The sequence below is a fragment of the Streptosporangium sp. CA-115845 genome, from assembly GCF_050943795.1.
In the GTDB taxonomy this organism is placed as follows: Bacteria; Actinomycetota; Actinomycetes; order Streptosporangiales; family Streptosporangiaceae; genus Streptosporangium.
This window is the reverse complement of the sequence record NZ_CP191988.1, coordinates 7,279,044-7,293,220: the sequence shown is the minus strand read 5'-3', so window position 1 is coordinate 7,293,220 and position 14,177 is coordinate 7,279,044. Positions and strand designations below refer to the sequence as shown.

12 protein-coding genes and 1 pseudogene are annotated in these 14,177 nt (G+C 70.2%); 8 read left to right on the top strand and 5 right to left on the bottom strand.

Going from position 1 to position 14,177, the window contains the following annotated elements; genetic code table 11:
• Window positions 1-42 precede the first annotated feature (42 nt).
• Window positions 43-324, bottom strand: a pseudogene (locus ACQP0P_RS34715) (helix-turn-helix domain-containing protein); the annotation flags it as partial.
• Window positions 325-390: 66 nt separating this feature from the next.
• Here ACQP0P_RS34715 and ACQP0P_RS34710 point away from each other — a divergent pair.
• A complete protein-coding gene (locus ACQP0P_RS34710; RefSeq protein ID WP_433363250.1) occupies window positions 391-783 on the top strand; it encodes a hypothetical protein in 393 nt (130 codons plus the stop codon).
• Window positions 780-1,067, top strand: coding sequence for a hypothetical protein (locus ACQP0P_RS34705; protein WP_433363247.1), 288 nt, complete (start codon window positions 780-782; stop codon window positions 1,065-1,067). The genes ACQP0P_RS34710 and ACQP0P_RS34705 overlap by 4 nt, the downstream gene beginning before the upstream one ends.
• Before the next feature lie 603 nt (window positions 1,068-1,670).
• Here ACQP0P_RS34705 and ACQP0P_RS34700 read toward each other — a convergent pair.
• On the bottom strand, window positions 1,671-2,045 hold the full coding sequence (locus tag ACQP0P_RS34700; protein ID WP_433363244.1) for a DUF1622 domain-containing protein: 375 nt from the start codon (window positions 2,043-2,045) through the stop codon (window positions 1,671-1,673).
• A gap of 171 nt (window positions 2,046-2,216) precedes the next feature.
• Window positions 2,217-3,092 carry a DMT family transporter gene (locus ACQP0P_RS34695; RefSeq protein ID WP_433363241.1) on the bottom strand — a complete coding sequence of 292 codons (876 nt, stop codon included), beginning with the start codon at window positions 3,090-3,092 and terminating at the stop codon, window positions 2,217-2,219.
• 357 nt (window positions 3,093-3,449) lie between these two features.
• Here ACQP0P_RS34695 and ACQP0P_RS34690 point away from each other — a divergent pair, with 357 nt between their 5' ends.
• The 3 genes from ACQP0P_RS34690 (at window position 3,450) to ACQP0P_RS34680 (ending at window position 5,747) form a co-directional block, all read left to right on the top strand.
• The gene (locus ACQP0P_RS34690) at window positions 3,450-3,722 is read left to right on the top strand and encodes a hypothetical protein (RefSeq protein WP_433363238.1); all 273 of its coding nucleotides are present in this window, start codon (window positions 3,450-3,452) and stop codon (window positions 3,720-3,722) included.
• A 542-nt stretch (window positions 3,723-4,264) separates the two neighbouring features.
• Window positions 4,265-4,987, top strand: coding sequence for an FAD-dependent oxidoreductase (locus ACQP0P_RS34685; RefSeq protein ID WP_433363235.1), 723 nt, complete (start codon window positions 4,265-4,267; stop codon window positions 4,985-4,987).
• 49 nt (window positions 4,988-5,036) lie between these two features.
• Complete coding sequence (locus ACQP0P_RS34680; protein ID WP_433363232.1) at window positions 5,037-5,747, top strand: VOC family protein; 711 nt, start codon at window positions 5,037-5,039, stop codon at window positions 5,745-5,747.
• Window positions 5,748-5,859: 112 nt separating this feature from the next.
• Here ACQP0P_RS34680 and ACQP0P_RS34675 read toward each other — a convergent pair whose 3' ends face one another.
• Both ACQP0P_RS34675 and ACQP0P_RS34670 read right to left on the bottom strand, forming a co-directional pair.
• Window positions 5,860-6,573 carry a DoxX family protein gene (locus ACQP0P_RS34675; RefSeq protein WP_433363229.1) on the bottom strand — a complete coding sequence of 238 codons (714 nt, stop codon included), beginning with the start codon at window positions 6,571-6,573 and terminating at the stop codon, window positions 5,860-5,862.
• Window positions 6,574-6,652: 79 nt separating this feature from the next.
• Entirely contained in the window at window positions 6,653-8,209 is a 1,557-nt protein-coding gene (locus tag ACQP0P_RS34670) for an MFS transporter (protein WP_433363226.1), read from the bottom strand.
• A gap of 262 nt (window positions 8,210-8,471) precedes the next feature.
• Between ACQP0P_RS34670 and ACQP0P_RS34665 the strand changes: the two genes are divergently transcribed.
• The 3 genes from ACQP0P_RS34665 (at window position 8,472) to ACQP0P_RS34655 (ending at window position 14,174) form a co-directional block, all read left to right on the top strand.
• Window positions 8,472-10,337: a hypothetical protein gene (locus ACQP0P_RS34665; RefSeq protein WP_433363223.1), complete on the top strand. Its 1,866-nt coding sequence runs from the start codon at window positions 8,472-8,474 to the stop codon at window positions 10,335-10,337.
• Between the two features lie 366 nt (window positions 10,338-10,703).
• Window positions 10,704-13,067 carry an AAA family ATPase gene (locus tag ACQP0P_RS34660; RefSeq protein ID WP_433363220.1) on the top strand — a complete coding sequence of 788 codons (2,364 nt, stop codon included), beginning with the start codon at window positions 10,704-10,706 and terminating at the stop codon, window positions 13,065-13,067.
• Window positions 13,068-13,190: 123 nt separating this feature from the next.
• Window positions 13,191-14,174, top strand: a complete 984-nt coding sequence (locus ACQP0P_RS34655) for an ABC transporter permease (RefSeq protein ID WP_433363217.1) — start codon at window positions 13,191-13,193, stop codon at window positions 14,172-14,174.
• The last annotated feature ends 3 nt before the right edge of the window (window positions 14,175-14,177 follow it).

Sequence of the window (14,177 nt, the reverse complement as noted above, 5' to 3'; positions counted from 1 at the left end):
GCCTAAGGCTTGTTGGTAACTGCGAAGTAAGGCCGGTGTGACCTCGCGTTGTCCGCGCTCCACTCGGCTGAGATGTCCTTTTGACATGCCGATCTGCTCGGCGAGCACATCGAGACTGATCTTCACGCTCTGCCGCGCTGTTCGTAAGTCCTGGCCACTGACCACGTCGAACGCCCTCTCTGACCGCTGCGGCAACGATTGTTGCGGCAACGGTGCAACGGTGAATTGCCGGTTGTCGACCCTGATGCTTTTACCAGGCGAAGAACAGGCGGCTACCAATCGTCTTCTTCGCCCCGAAAGGTCATTTCCCTGTCCGGTAATCATCGAAAGCAACTGCCGTCACGCGGCTACGGCGCAATCCATGGTGGCTCCGGCACAGGGACGTGGTCAATGACTACGGCGAAGGACGGCACCGTGACCAGCCTCGAAACAGGAACCACCCCGCAGCGTCACCTGCGGCGCCCCTATCCGGCCTTGAGCACGGTCGATCCCGTCCGGCAGGCCGAACTCCTGCGTGCAGCCCTGGAGAGGCACGGCATCGCCGCTGACGTCCACGACGGCTACGGGCTGGCGCTGGTGTCGGTCTGGGTCGGCCTGGTGGTGTGGTGCGACGGAGAGCGGTTCTGGTGGCGTACCGGTTGGGATGCCCGGCGTCGGCGGTTCGTCTATGCCTGGCACCCCACGACCGAGCCCGAACGAGCCGCCCGCCGGATCACCTTCCGCTACCGGGAGCTTCGGGAGACGCATCCGCTGTCGGAGCTGATCGCCGAGAGCATGTCGTGATCACGCTGGATGAGTGCCTGAGCCTGCACGTGGTGATGGCTCAGCGAAATCACGTACGGCTGGAGTGGCGAACGCCGTACCCGGTACTCGCCCGGGTGCGGCCGGTGGCCTGGACCTGCTTCTGCCGGGCCACGGTCTACGAATTGTGCGAGGGCGGCGGCCGGGCATTCATCCAGCGGACCGTCCAACTCGATGCCGACAACGAAGTCCATGAGACCTCTGTCGGTTCGATCCTTGAGGCTCGGGCGATCTGGGCGGCACTACTGTCCGGAAGAGCCCGGTGAAGACGGGCGTGGCGGCGTGGGATCCGGAGGGACGGCGCCGCCACGCCTGCCAAGGGCCAATCGGATGACTCCTGGTCCATTTTTCTTTCGCCCTGGTACTACGACTGTCCGCTTTCCAGGCAGACCAACCACCCTGGTCGGGTAGCGGAGACCGTGGTCAGAGGGTGGTGGACGGTGGCCGAAGTGAGTCCGTGTGTGGGGACTTTGCTGTCAGCGCTGCTGTCATTCTCGGCCGAAGGCCGAGTACCTGAGTGTCTACTTGCAAACGGGAGCCAGTCATGACGTAGAGGGCTCCTCGCCCTGCTCAAGTGGTAGTTGCGGACCGGTGGCGTGTGGTCATGTGAGGCGGCGTTGCTGTATCCCGCTGCTGTACAGCGCTCTTCGCGGGACCTCGGCCCCTTTGTCAACGCGGATGGAGCGTGCCTGGCAGGATCAGCAGGGAACAACGAGTGCCGTCACGTCGCCTGCTCTCCCGTCTGGCGATCTCCGCCGTGGTCACCCACACCCCTACCGGGACGACAAATGACCTACCTCGATGAGTTTGACGAGTGGCTGCTCCTACTGGATGGAGAGCCCGCTCCCCGTCGACGACCGAGCCCCCGGTCAGCCCGCCGTTCGCGGTGGGTGTGTGCGCGCGGGTCGCCGCCACGGCCAGTGGCCCTCCAACTCGACCTCGAGGGAGAAGCTAAGGAACGTCCGCACCAGCACGATCACCGCGAGCACTCCAAGGCTGGCGAACGTTGGCGAGACCGCGACCGTACGGATGATGTCACCGGCGACCAGAAACTCCAGCCCGAGCAGGATGGCCCGGCCCAGGCTCTGGCGGTACAGCCGGTACGCGTCCGAGAACTCCTTGCCGCGGTGGAGTAGTCGACGTATGAACACACCCGTGGCGATCAAGGCACCGCACACGATGACGGCCACTCCAGCGACGTCCACCGCCGCGCCCACCGTCTCAACCGTGGTCGCAAGCTCCATGACGGCTCCTCCGTTCGAGCTCGCACTCGGCACCTTGTCGTGTGCTCGGTGAGGCAAACGTTATGGCCGCACTGCCGACCGCTGTCGACCGGCTCACCGTGGACAGAGAACGCGATCGGCGGGCCGCCAGCGGGCGGGCACTGTTAGACGCTGGGCCCGCCGAGTCGTTCCTCACTCTTCCTGCGGGGCCATGAGGTCTTGTCCGCGGATGTGCGGGGACTGGGCAAGCTTGACGCTGCCATAGAAGATCAGGCCCACGCCGAGCAGTTCGAGCACGATCCAGCCGCCCAGGCGGATGCTCTCGCCGAAGAGCGCGACACCGAGGCCGATGCTCGTCACGGGGTCGGTGACGTTGAGCGTCGGCTGAACGACGACGAGGCTGCCGCTCTGCAGGGCGGTTTGCAGCACGAAGACGCTGAATATGCCTGCGGCGACCATGGCGTAGACCGGCCAGGTGGTCAGCACAGCGGCCTTTTCTGTGTCGAAGAGACGGGTGCTCTCCTTCATCAGCGCGGCGGTGACGGCGAACCCTAGACCGGACGCGATGCCGAGCAGCGCCGCACGGTGCGAGCCGCTCCTGATCTTGGCCATCCCGATCAGGAACGCAGCGATGCCCCCGCAGACGATCGCGGTGATCACCCAGTCCTGGGCGATCGGGGCCCGGCGCCCTCCTCCGGGGCTGGCGGAGGCGAGCAGGAGCGCCAGCCCGAGGGTCACGGAGATGATGGCCAGCCACAGCTGACGGTCCAGTTTGATCCTGAACCTGAGCCAGATGATGAGCATGGTGAACGGCAGCTCCATGATGAGGAGCGGCTGTACCAGGGAGAGCATGCCGAAGTTCAGCGCGCTCGCCTGGAAGAGGAAGCCGCCGATCATGGCGCCGATGCCGCCCAGCCAGACCGGTCTGCGCATCATGTCCCACAGCAACGACAGCTTGAACGCCTCGCTCTGTGGGGCGGTCCGTGCCGCCTGGCGCTGCAGTACGGAGGAGAGGGCGTTGCAGGCCGCCGCGCACACGGCCAGGATCACCGTGAGCACCGAGCTCACCCGGCCTTCCGGCCCGAGGCCGCCTGCTGTTCGTCGGTGGAGGTCATAGGGCTTCGCACATGCTCCGGCGGTCTCGTGGCGCTCGTCATCTCGAGCATCTGGTGAACGCGCTGGTAGCGCAAGCACCCCACGCCGCGTGCGGACATAGCCGGGACCTGCCTTTGCGCCCTCCCCTGCGCGGCTCTTCGCGTGGCCGTCCTCGGGTTCTCCGGGCTTCCCTGAAAGGCGAAAACGAGGTCAGTCGCAACTCACGCACGTCCCGCTGGAGCGACCAGCCAAAGTCCTAGCCAAGCAGCGTTATTGACGACCGTGGGAGGGCATCGGGGTGCTGTACGTTCCCGAGTCACGGAGGACGGCATGGCCCGGAGATTAACCGCTGCATCGGATGACAAAGCACGCAGCCAGGCGGGCACGGGCAGGAAACCACATGTCACCGTGCCACTGTTCGGCACCTTCACTGTGCCGGAACCGGACCGACTTGTCTTCTACGCGGTGCTCGGCGTGCTGGGTGCCCTAGAAGTCATCGATTGGCCCGTCGTGGCGGCTATTGGGGTCGCCCACCTCCTGGTCGACCAGCATCGTTTCCCGATCCTTCGGGAAGCTGGCGAAGTCACTGAAGAAGTGGTGTAACCGGGCACCCTCGTCGTGGAGAGTCTGGACGGGGCAGGCGCTTCGCTTTCTGTCGGTCCCGCCGCCAGCCTGATGTGCTGATCTCTCGTCTGCCTTCGACCCATCCGAAGGACAGCGGGCCGGCGACGGAGGGGCAGGCCCGGCCTTGCGTGTACATGTTCCCGGTGACCTTCCTCGTCCGCTGGTTGTCCTGCCTGCACGGCTGGGCTTGACCTGGAGGAGTCGGGCTGCTGGGCTCTGCCTGGGTCGATGGCGGGCGAGCGATCAGGACTTCCAGTCCCACCATCTACGGCCAGCGCGTTCCGCGGGCCACCTCTCGGAGCCTGAGCGCCCCGGGGTTTGGGGCGGCGCCCCAAGGTCGTCGCTGCTCCTCTGGAAAGAGTCTCATCGGCATAAAGCATGCCGTCAGTTCGCCGACCGTCGTACCGTGCTTGCTGGCGGGCAGCGCGACCGCGAGGCGGGACCGGCCGATTGGTCTGCTGTGTCCCTGCCGTGGGGAAGAGTTGCCAGTTCAGCGGCATAGAGAGTGGATTGGGCTGAGGGTGCGCCCGTTTCTGGAGCTCCAGGTTGGTGTCTCGAACCTATTCCCTTTAGAGGTCTTCTGTGGCCAGAGCTACCGGGTTAAGGATGAGATCACCGCGGCCGATCTGGGCATTCGCACCCAGCACGTGATCGGCCGGGAGATCGACGTGATCCGCAGCCAGCTGTCGCGCAACCACGTGGCGGTGCTCAGCGGGATGGGCCATTTTGTCGACCCGCACACGGTCGGAGTCGTCGACGAGCACGGCCACGAGACCAAGGCGACCGCCGACAAGATCATTATCGCCACGGGTACCCGGCCGGCCCGCCCCGACACCGTGGAGTTCGACGACCACGCCATCATCGACTCGGACGGCATCCTGAAGCTGCAGGACATCCCCGACTCCATGGTGGTCGTCGGGGCCGGGGTGATCGGCATCGAGTACGCCTCGATGTTCGCCGCGCTGGGCACCAAGGTGACGGTGGTGGAGCGCCGTGACCGGATGCTCGACGGCATGCTCAAGCTCCTGGTCTCCCCGGAGACCCGCGCCCTGCTCGGCGTGCACGTCTTCGGCACCGGCGCCACCGAACTGCTCCACATCGGCCAGGCGGTCATGGGCTGCGGCGGCACCATCGACTACCTGGTCGACGCCGTCTTCAACTACCCCACCCTGGCCGAGTCCTACAAGGTCGCCGCCCTGGACGCCATGAACAAGCTCCGCCGGGTGGCCCGCTTCGAGCTCTGAGCCCGCCGATGGGGTCCCGTGCGGGGAGGAGCGCTGCGATCATGGCGGTATGACGCAGCAGGTTCCGGATGGTGACGAAAGGCTGAGCCGACGGGAGATCTCCGACGCCGTCGGCGATCTCGGGTGGCGCTATGTCCTGGACGTGGTGCGCACGTCGGTGACCGTGGCATCGCCCGCGCGGGCGGTCGAGGTCGTCGCGCGGGCGGTGGCCGTGGCCGGCGCGGACGGAGAGCGAAGCCTGGAGATGGACGTCCGCTCTGGCCGGGTGGTCCTGACCCTGCGCTCACCGGTCACCGGTGCGGTGACGCCGGTCGAGGTCGAGCTCGCCGGTCGGATCTCCGCGGTCGTGAGCGAGCTCGGGCTGAGCACCGGCCCCGACGTGGGCGGCCGGGAGGTGCGGTCGGTCCAGGTCCTTGAGATCGCGATCGACGCGATCGACATCGCCGCCGTCCGCCCGTTCTGGAAGGCGGTGATGGGTTATGACGACGAGCCCGGAGCGTCCGGCGGCGAGGGCGCGCTCGTGGATCCCGTCGGGCAGGGTCCGGCGATCTGGTTCCAGCGGATGACCGCGCCCCGGGCGCAGCGCAACCGGATCCATCTCGACGTCTCGGTCCCCCACGACGAGGCGTCCCACCGGGTCGAGGCCGCGCTCGCCTCGGGCGGGGTCCTGCTGTCCGACGCCTCGGCGCCCTCCTTCTGGGTGCTGGCGGACGCGGAGGGCAACGAGGCGTGCGTGACGACCTGGCAGGGAAGGGACTGACGGCCGACCGGTGCCGGCCGTGATGCTGCCGAGGCACCACCCGCGCGACCACGGTGAGTCGCGCGAGGACCGGCAGCGGCCGGGCGAGACCGGGCGTCCGGGATTCGTCCGCTCAGGTTCCGGAAGGCTCGTCCTTCTTGCCCGCCACGAGGGTGTCGCCGGCCTTGCCGGGGGCGGGCGGCGCGGGTGGCGCGGTAGCGGAGGAGGGCTTGCGGGTACGCGTGCGCGGACGGGCGGCGGCGGGGAACTCCGCGGTGTCGGTGCTGCTCTCGGAGGCGGCCGGAGCGGGCCTGTCGGTGTCGGCGGGCTTCTTCCCGGCGGCGGGCAGGGCGGGCGCCGGAGGGGTCTCCGGCTCGCGCAGCGCGGCGATGACGTCGTCGGCCTCGGTCTCGGCGGCGAAGTCCTCGGCGGCCTCGGCCTCACGGCGCTTGATCACCACCATGTGGTCGACCGACAGGCGGCCCGCGCCGCCCACCGCCAGCAGGATGGAGGCGGCCCCGAGCGCCACGATCAGCTTGGCGTCGCCCCCGGTGAGCGGCAGGCCCGTCTCGCCACTGGCCAGTACGAACACGGCGAGGGCCTCGGCGAACAGCAGCAGCCCGCACGCGGGTACGGCGAGCCCGGCCACCAGCAGCGCGCCGCCGATGAGCTCCGTCAGCATGGTGGTGGCGGCCCACACGCCCGGTGCGGGGGCACCCAGGGTGGTGAACTGCCCGGCGGTGGCGGTCAGGCCCGCTTCGAGCTTGTGCCAGCCGTTGGCGAAGAAGATCCCGCCCACCCCGAGCCTGGCGGCCAGGGAGGCAAGATCGTGGAGGGTTCGTCGCACGGTTCCTCATTCTGGTTAGATTCACCGTTCCTGCCCAGGCTTGACCGATAGATGACCGAGCGAGGGCCTTCCAAACCCCTCACGAGGGGTCACTCCCCTCTCCGTCTTCTTCGGGGCGGCGGGGTACCAGGAGCATCACGGCCAGTGCGGTGCAGCCGAGCAGGAGCACGCTCACCACGATCGTCGTGTGCAGGCCCGCGACGAACGCGACGCGGGCCGCGGAGAGCAGTGCGTCTCCTACGCCGCCGCCGATCTCCTGCGCCATGTGCGCGGCGGAGGCGAGCGACTGGCGGGCCTGGTGCATCGTCTCGGGAGCGACGCCGGGGACCGGGCCCAGCGAGGGGGCGTACACGACCGTGGTGATCGTGCCGAGCACCGCGACCCCGAGCCCGGCACCCAGTTCGTAGGCGGTCTCCTCGATCGCGGCGGCACCGCCCGCGCGTGACTCGGGCGTGGCCGACATGATCGTGTCGGAGGCGGCCAGCAGGGCGACCTGGATGCCGAAACCGATGCCGACGAAGCAGAACGTCAGGGCCACCGGATGCCCCTCGGTGCCCCAGAACAGGGTGGGGGCGAGGGACAGGGCGGTCAGCGCCAGCCCGCCGCTCATCGTGGCGCGCAGCCCGAACCAGCGCAGTAGCCGAGCCCCGGCCAGGCCGCCCGCGATCGCGGCGATCATGAGCGGGAGCATCCGTACGGCCGCCCCGAGCGGGCTGTCACCGAGGACCAGCTGGAGGTACTGGGCGAGCATGAGCTCCAGCCCGACCAGGGCGAAGACGGTCAGCAGCACGGCGCCCACCCCGGCGCAGAACGCCCGTCGCCGAAACAGGCCCAGGTCGAGCAGGGGAAAGGCCAGTCGCCGCTGCCTGCGGACGAACCAGGTCAGCAGCCAGACCCCGCCCAGCAGGACCGCCACCCCGCCGAGATGCCCGGCGCCCGTCTCCTTCAGGCCGAAGGCCACGCCGAGGATGCCCAGCACCGACAGCAGCGCGCTGGGCGCGTCCCACGGCCGGTCGGAGCGCGTCCGGATCTCGGGAAGAAGCCTGATCGCGGCGGGCAGCAGGACCATCAGGATGGGGACGTTGATCAGGAAGACGGCGCCCCACCAGAACTTCTCGAGGAGCAACCCGCCGATGAGCGGGCCGACCGCGGCCCCGGCCGCCGCCACCGCGCTCCACACGCCCAGCGCGATCGCCCGCTCGTGCCGGTCGGTGAAGACCTGCCGGATGATGGAGAGGGTGGCGGGCATGATCATGGCACCGCCGACGCCGAGCAGCGCCCGCGCCGAGATCAGCGCGAGCGGGGTCGGGGCGAACGCGGCCGCCGCCGAGGCGACGCCGAAGACCACGTATCCGGCCAGCACCAGCCGTTTGCGCCCGTAGCGGTCACCGAGCGTGCCAAAGGTCAGCAGCAGCGGCGCGACCACCAGCGAGTAGACGTCGATGATCCACAGCAGTTCCACGGAGGTCGGCTCCAGGGCCGCCGTCAGCGTGGGCACCGCGATGTGCAACACCGTGGCGTCCACCGCGATCAGCAGCAGGCTGAAGCAGAGCAGGGCGAGGATCGACCACCGGCTGGCCCCGGGCGCCGGTGAGCCGCCGTCCCCACCCCTGGCTTTGGCCATGATGGTGGTCATGGGCCGCTCAGGAGTTGTCAGCCTGGACGAACATACGTCGCAGCCTAGGCGAAGTGCGGCAGTGCGCGGGGTGGCATTCGATGATGGATTTACATGGATATGTGTACCTTGTGTCTCGCGATCGATCGGCGATCCGTGTTTCCGGTGACACTGTGAGTGACCTCTCTAGAGAGATACAGGCATATACCGTTATCTAGGCAAATGGTGATCTCCCACGGACCATGGCGATCGTGGGGAGTCAGCGTGAGGCCCGTGAGCCGCCGTGGTGAGCGGGGCCGGCGGGCATGACTCGGCCCCGGTGCCGCCGCCCCGAGATCCCGACGACCCCCGGCAGTGGTGTGCCGTGGCCGCCGCGTTGCTGGGCCGTGACCATCCCGAGGCCGCGCTGGAGGCCGCCCGCAGGGCGCTGGACCTCGACCCCCGATCCGAGTCGGGAACCGACTGGGGATACCGCCTCGCCAGCCTGGCGTTCGAGCGGCTCGGTCGCGACGCGGAGGCCGTGGCCGCCGCCGAGGAGGCGGTACGCCTCGCGCCGGGCTCCTGGGCCGCGCGGATGCGCCTGGGGGCGGCACTGCGCAGGGTGCCGGGCCGCTGGCGCGAGTCGCGGGCACAGGCGGCCAGGGCCGTCCGCTATGCGCCGGAGGAGCCGGACCCGCATGTTCTCACCGGTGACCTCGCGCTGCTGCGCGGTGAGTACCCCCGCGCGCGGGCCGCCTACCGTGACGCGCTGCGCCGCCTGCCCGACCATCCCGGCGCCAGGATCAACCTCGGCCTGACCTGGTTGCGCTGGGAGCGCCCACGCGCTCACCACGACCCCGCCTGGCCGGTCGACCCCCGTGAGACGGGTCGGGCCAGGCGCGCCCTGGAGACATGGTCGCGGCAGATCCGCATCCTGCTGGCCGTCGCCCTCGTCGCGGTCTGCGCGGCGGAGTTCGGGTTCGGCCTGGCAGGCGTGGCGAGGATCGGTGGCGGGCTGGTGCCGCTCGCCGTCCTGGTGATCACCCTCAGGCAGGCGCACCGGGTCGGGCTCTGGTCGTACGTGCCCGGCATGCTCGCCCGCGACCTCTGGCTCGGCACGTCGATCCTGATCACCCTGGTCGTCGTGGCCGCGTACGTCGCGGTCGTCGCCACCCTCCCACCGGAGGTCCCACCGCTCCTGGCCGGACCGCCGCCGGACGCCACGGGGGCGCTCTGGGCGGGCCTCGCCGGGCTGGTGCTCCTCAACGGCGCCGTACTGCTCGTCCTGCGCGTGCTCGTCGATGCCTGGCGCGGGCGGCCGGTCAGGGCGCTGGCCGAGTTCGCCGCGGCCGGTGACGACCGTACGGCCAGGCGGGACGTCAACGTGACCCTCTGGCTGGTGGCGGGCCGGATCTGGTCGGTACCGGTGACGGTCGTGCTGGTGGTGGCGGTCCTGGACGAACGGCGTTGGGCGCTCGCCGCGCTCGCCGTGCCGCTCGTGCTCGGCCGGGCGTACCGCGGGGCCGGTCCCGCCCTGGGCCTCGGCAGGGTGCTGGCAGCGGACCGCGGGCTGGCGGTGGCGCTGGCCCTGTCCGCCGCGGCCGCGCTCCTGCTCGGCATGGCGGCCGCGGTCACCACACTCGGGCTCGCCCAGGCGGGCGAGTGGGCCTGGCGGGCCGGGACCGTGCTGCCGGCCGTCTCGTCGGCGGTGTTCGCCACGAGGTCGGTGCGGGCGTGGTGGCGGGGTGCGCCGGGTCCCTGGCGCGCCTCGCTGGTCATGTGCGACGGCTGCGGCGGCCGCCTGCCCGGCGATGCCTCCCCGCCGGTGGGGCTCAGCGGGGAGGTACGCGCGGCCTTCACCCGCGCGCGGGGGGTGGTGCTCGCCTACGCCGACCCCAGCGGCCCGCGCGCGCTGGCCGTCGGCGCGGTCGGTTCGGTCGGCCCGAGCGGCGAGTTACGCCTGATCGCCGCCTCCGACGCGTGGGAGGCCGCCGAGCGCGATCCCAGAGTGGCGGTCTTCGTCGCGGACCCGCAGGGCCGCAGCTTCTGGGCCGAGGTACGCGGCATCGCGATCGGCGACACCGAGGCCGGCCTGCTGAGGATCACCCCCAAGCAGGTCGTGGTCGGTGAATATCCCGGCCGGCACCAGGGCCGTGTCCGCCGAGGCTGAGCCGCACCCCGAAAGCGCGGCCGCGCCAGGCCGGGCGGCCGTCGGGAGCGCGGACCGCCTTGCCCGGCGGTGACATTCCCATGCCCGTCACCCGGCCGGTTCCCCGGGAAGGACGGGCGCGGGGACCGGGTACTCCCACCCGGCGGGAACACGGGCGCGAACCGCCGTGCGAGGGGCGCGGAGGCGGCACAGGGAAGGGTGTGGCCACCGGTGCGGCACCGGTGGCAGCTTGCCACCTCGAACGTGGATTTCATCCGTTCTCGTCCACATATCTGATCGTGCCCGCGCGGCGGCGTGGCGCGACGCCCAGGCACGCGCAAACGTCCTCCCGGTGCGGTATAACCGGGGGCGGACCGGGGAGGCGTGATGCGGGAATCCAGCAGGGCCCAGCCGGCGGGGCGCGCGGCCGCACGGGATCTGTTCGAGCGGGTGCGGCTGGGCTACTTCCGGCTCTCGCCGCCTCTGCGCAGGCTGATCTACGTCGCGGTGCTGGTCGGAGCGGTCGGGCTGGCGTTCGGCCTCGGCTGGTCGGTGCTCAACACGCTCTTCGTCACGCTGACGCTGCTCGGCTTCGCGGCGCTGACCCTGAGCTTTCCCCGCGCCGCGGCCACCCTGCTCGTGGTGCTCGCCTGGCTGTCGGCGCTGATGATCTTCCAGGGCGCGTCCGGCTGGAACTCGCCGATCCCGACCGCGCTGATGATCCTCGCCCCACTGGTGGCCGGTGCGGCCCACCTCATCCGCTGGGTCACCCCGTGGGTGAGCACGGCCATGGCACTGGTGCCCGCCGGACTGGTGGCCGTCCTACTCGGCGTGCTCATCCCCGGGCTCGCGCCGGTCACCGCCATCTGGGTCGCGTACGCGGTGGCGGCCGGGGTGCTCGTCCAGCGCTTCCTCCAGGCCCGCCGGGTGCGGGCGGCGTCGGCGGTGGGGGAGCGGAGCCAGGCCGGGCTCAGGGTCCGCGGGGGCGTTCCCCCCGCACCCGCCGCCGTGACCGGCGAGCGGGAGGCGCCGCCGCCCATCTCGGTGGAGGAGGCGCTCGGAGAGCTGGACGCCATGATCGGCCTGGCCCCGGTGAAGGAGCAGGTGCGCTCGATCGCCGCCTCGATCGAGGCGGCCAGGCTGCGCAGGGAGGCCGGATACTCCACCGAGCCACCGATGCGGCACTTCGTGTTCGTCGGCCCCCCGGGCACCGGCAAGACCAGCGTGGCCAGGACCGTCGCGAAGATCTTCTACGCCTTCGGCCTGCTGGAGACCCCCTACGTGGTCGAGGCCCAGCGGGCCGACCTGGTGGGGGAGTTTCTCGGTGCCACCGCGATCAAGACGAACGAGCTGGTCGACCGGGCGCTCGGCGGAGTGCTCTTCATCGACGAGGCGTACAGCCTGATCAACTCCGGTGACGGCCAGCCGGACAGGTTCGGTGCGGAGGCCGTGCAGACGCTGCTCAAGCGGGCTGAGGACGACCGCGACCGGCTGGTCGTCATCCTGGCCGGATACGAGAAGGAGATGGCCACCTTCCTGTTGTCCAACCCCGGCCTGTCCAGCCGGTTCGCAAGCCGGGTCCGCTTCCCCAGCTACGCCCCCGATGAGCTGCTCCAGATCACCGGGTTGCTGCAGAGGCGCCGGGGAGACCGGCTGTCACCGGAGGCCGAGCCCGCGCTGCTCGCCCGATTCGAGGACATCCACCGGCGCTCGATAGTCGACGACCTGGGCAACGCCCGGTTCGTCCGCAGCCTCGTGGAGGCCGCCGCGCAGGCCAGGGATGTGCGCGTGGTGGGGGCGGGCGGCGCGCCCACCACTGAGGACCTGGTCACCACGGCCCTGGAGGATGTCGTCAAGGCCTTCGACGAGCTCACCGCCCGCTACCGGGGCTACCAGGCCGCGCCCTCCCTTGAGGAGGCGCTGGCCGACCTCGACCGCATGGCGGGTCTCGAACCGGTCAAACGGCAGGTGCACGCGATCGCCGCGCAGCTCAGAGTGGCCAAGATGCGTCAGGAGCGAGGGCTGCCGACCCCGCCGCAGCTGCGGCACTTCGTCTTCGCCGGGCCGCCGGGCACCGGAAAGACCACGGTGGCCCGCATCCTGGGCCGTATCTTCGCCGCGCTCGGCCTGCTCGCCCAGCCCGACGTGGTGGAGGCCCAGCGGGCCGACCTGGTCGGCCAGCACCTCGGCGCCACCGCGATCAAGACGAACGAGCTGGTCGACCGGGCGCTCGGCGGAGTGCTCTTCGTCGACGAGGCCTACGGCCTGGTCAACTCCGGCTACAGCGGGGGCGACGCCTTCGGCACCGAGGCCGTGCAGACGCTGCTCAAGCGGGCCGAGGACGACCGCGACCGGCTGGTGATCATCCTGGCCGGATACGAGCGGGAGATGAACACCTTCCTGTCGTCCAATCCCGGCCTGGGCAGCAGGTTCAGCCAGCGGGTGCGGTTTCCCTCGTACTCCGCCGAGGAGCTCACCGAGATCGCGGTGCTGCTCGCCGACTCCTCGGGTGACAGGTTCGACGACGCCGCCCGGCGTGACCTGGCCGAGGTCTTCGCCTGGGTCTGCGACGAGGGCCTGATCGACGGCCTGGGCAACGGCAGGTTCGCGCGCTCGCTCTTCGAGCGCGCGGCGATGCGCAGGGACGTCCGCCTGGCCGCCCTGGGCGGTGCCACCGCCACCGCCGCCGACCTGACCACCATCACCAGCGTTGACCTGCGCGCCGCCGTGGACGAACTCTCCGGAAAGTGATTCCGGGTCCGACCGGCGTCATCGTTCACCGAGATCCCTCCGATTCGGTACGCTATGCAGCCCATCGGTCGCTGAGTGTAGCAAGATGGTCACCGACAGCGGTGGGGCTCCGGAGGAGGAAAGATGACGGGATTCCTTGCCCGCAGGCTGCTCAACTATCTGGTGCTGATCGTCGTGGCCACCAGCCTCGCCTACATGCTGGCCGCCTCCGCGCTCGACCCGCGATCCAACTACGAGGGCCGCAACCCGCCGATCCCCCCCGCGGTCGTCGACGCCCGCCTCACCGACCTCAACCTCAACGACCGCACCCCGCTCTTCGAGCGCTACCTGACCTGGGCGGGCGCCCTGGCGCACGGCGACTTCGGCAGGACGGTGGCCGGCGGCTCGGTTGGCGACGACCTCGGGCGCCGGATCGGCGTCACCCTGCGCCTGATCACGGTCGGGCTGGTCGTCGGCAGCGTCACCGGCGTGCTCGTCGGCGCCTACGCCGCGGTCAAGCAGTACGGCGCCTTCGACCGGCTCTCGACAGGTCTCTCCTTCGTCGTCCTCGCGATCCCCACGGTGGTGCTGGCCAACATCCTGATCATCGCCGCGGTCCGGTTCAACGAGGCCGTCGGCGCCCAGATCCTCCTCGTCAGCGGAGAGGCGACCCCCGGGCTCCAGGGCGGGTTCGCCGCCGCCGGGATCGACCGGATCCAGCATCTGCTGCTGCCCACGCTGTCGCTCTCGCTCGGCCTGGCCGCCGTCTACAGCCGCTACCAGCGCAACATGATGCTCGATGTGCTCGGCGCCGACTTCATCCGCACGGCCATGGCCAAGGGGCTGAGCCGCCGCGCCGCGCTGACCCGGCACGCGCTGCGTACCGCGCTGATCCCGGCGGTCACCTACTTCGCCTTCACCTTCGGGGCGCTGCTGGTCGGCACCACCTTCACCGAGAAGATTTTCGGCTGGCACGGCGTGGGAGAGCAGCTGGTCGACTCGATCTCCACCAACGACATCAACACCGTCGCCGCGATCAGCTGCTTCGCCGCGCTGGCGGTGCTGCTGGCCGCGTTGGCCTCCGATGTGCTCCACGCCGTCCTCGACCCGCGCGTCCGGGTGGGGTGAGCC

What these genes read in the sequence shown, in the direction of transcription:
- ACQP0P_RS34660 (WP_433363220.1), top strand. Translation starts at nt 10,704, where the DNA reads ATGCGGGAATCCAGCAGGGCCCAGCCGGCGGGGCGCGCGGCCGCACGG.
- ACQP0P_RS34680 (WP_433363232.1), top strand. Translation starts at nt 5,037, where the DNA reads ATGACGCAGCAGGTTCCGGATGGTGACGAAAGGCTGAGCCGACGGGAG.
- ACQP0P_RS34655 (WP_433363217.1), top strand. Translation starts at nt 13,191, where the DNA reads ATGACGGGATTCCTTGCCCGCAGGCTGCTCAACTATCTGGTGCTGATC.
- ACQP0P_RS34710 (WP_433363250.1), top strand. Translation starts at nt 391, where the DNA reads ATGACTACGGCGAAGGACGGCACCGTGACCAGCCTCGAAACAGGAACC.
- ACQP0P_RS34670 (WP_433363226.1), bottom strand. Translation starts at nt 8,209, where the DNA reads ATGACCACCATCATGGCCAAAGCCAGGGGTGGGGACGGCGGCTCACCG.
- ACQP0P_RS34700 (WP_433363244.1), bottom strand. Translation starts at nt 2,045, where the DNA reads ATGGAGCTTGCGACCACGGTTGAGACGGTGGGCGCGGCGGTGGACGTC.
- ACQP0P_RS34690 (WP_433363238.1), top strand. Translation starts at nt 3,450, where the DNA reads ATGGCCCGGAGATTAACCGCTGCATCGGATGACAAAGCACGCAGCCAG.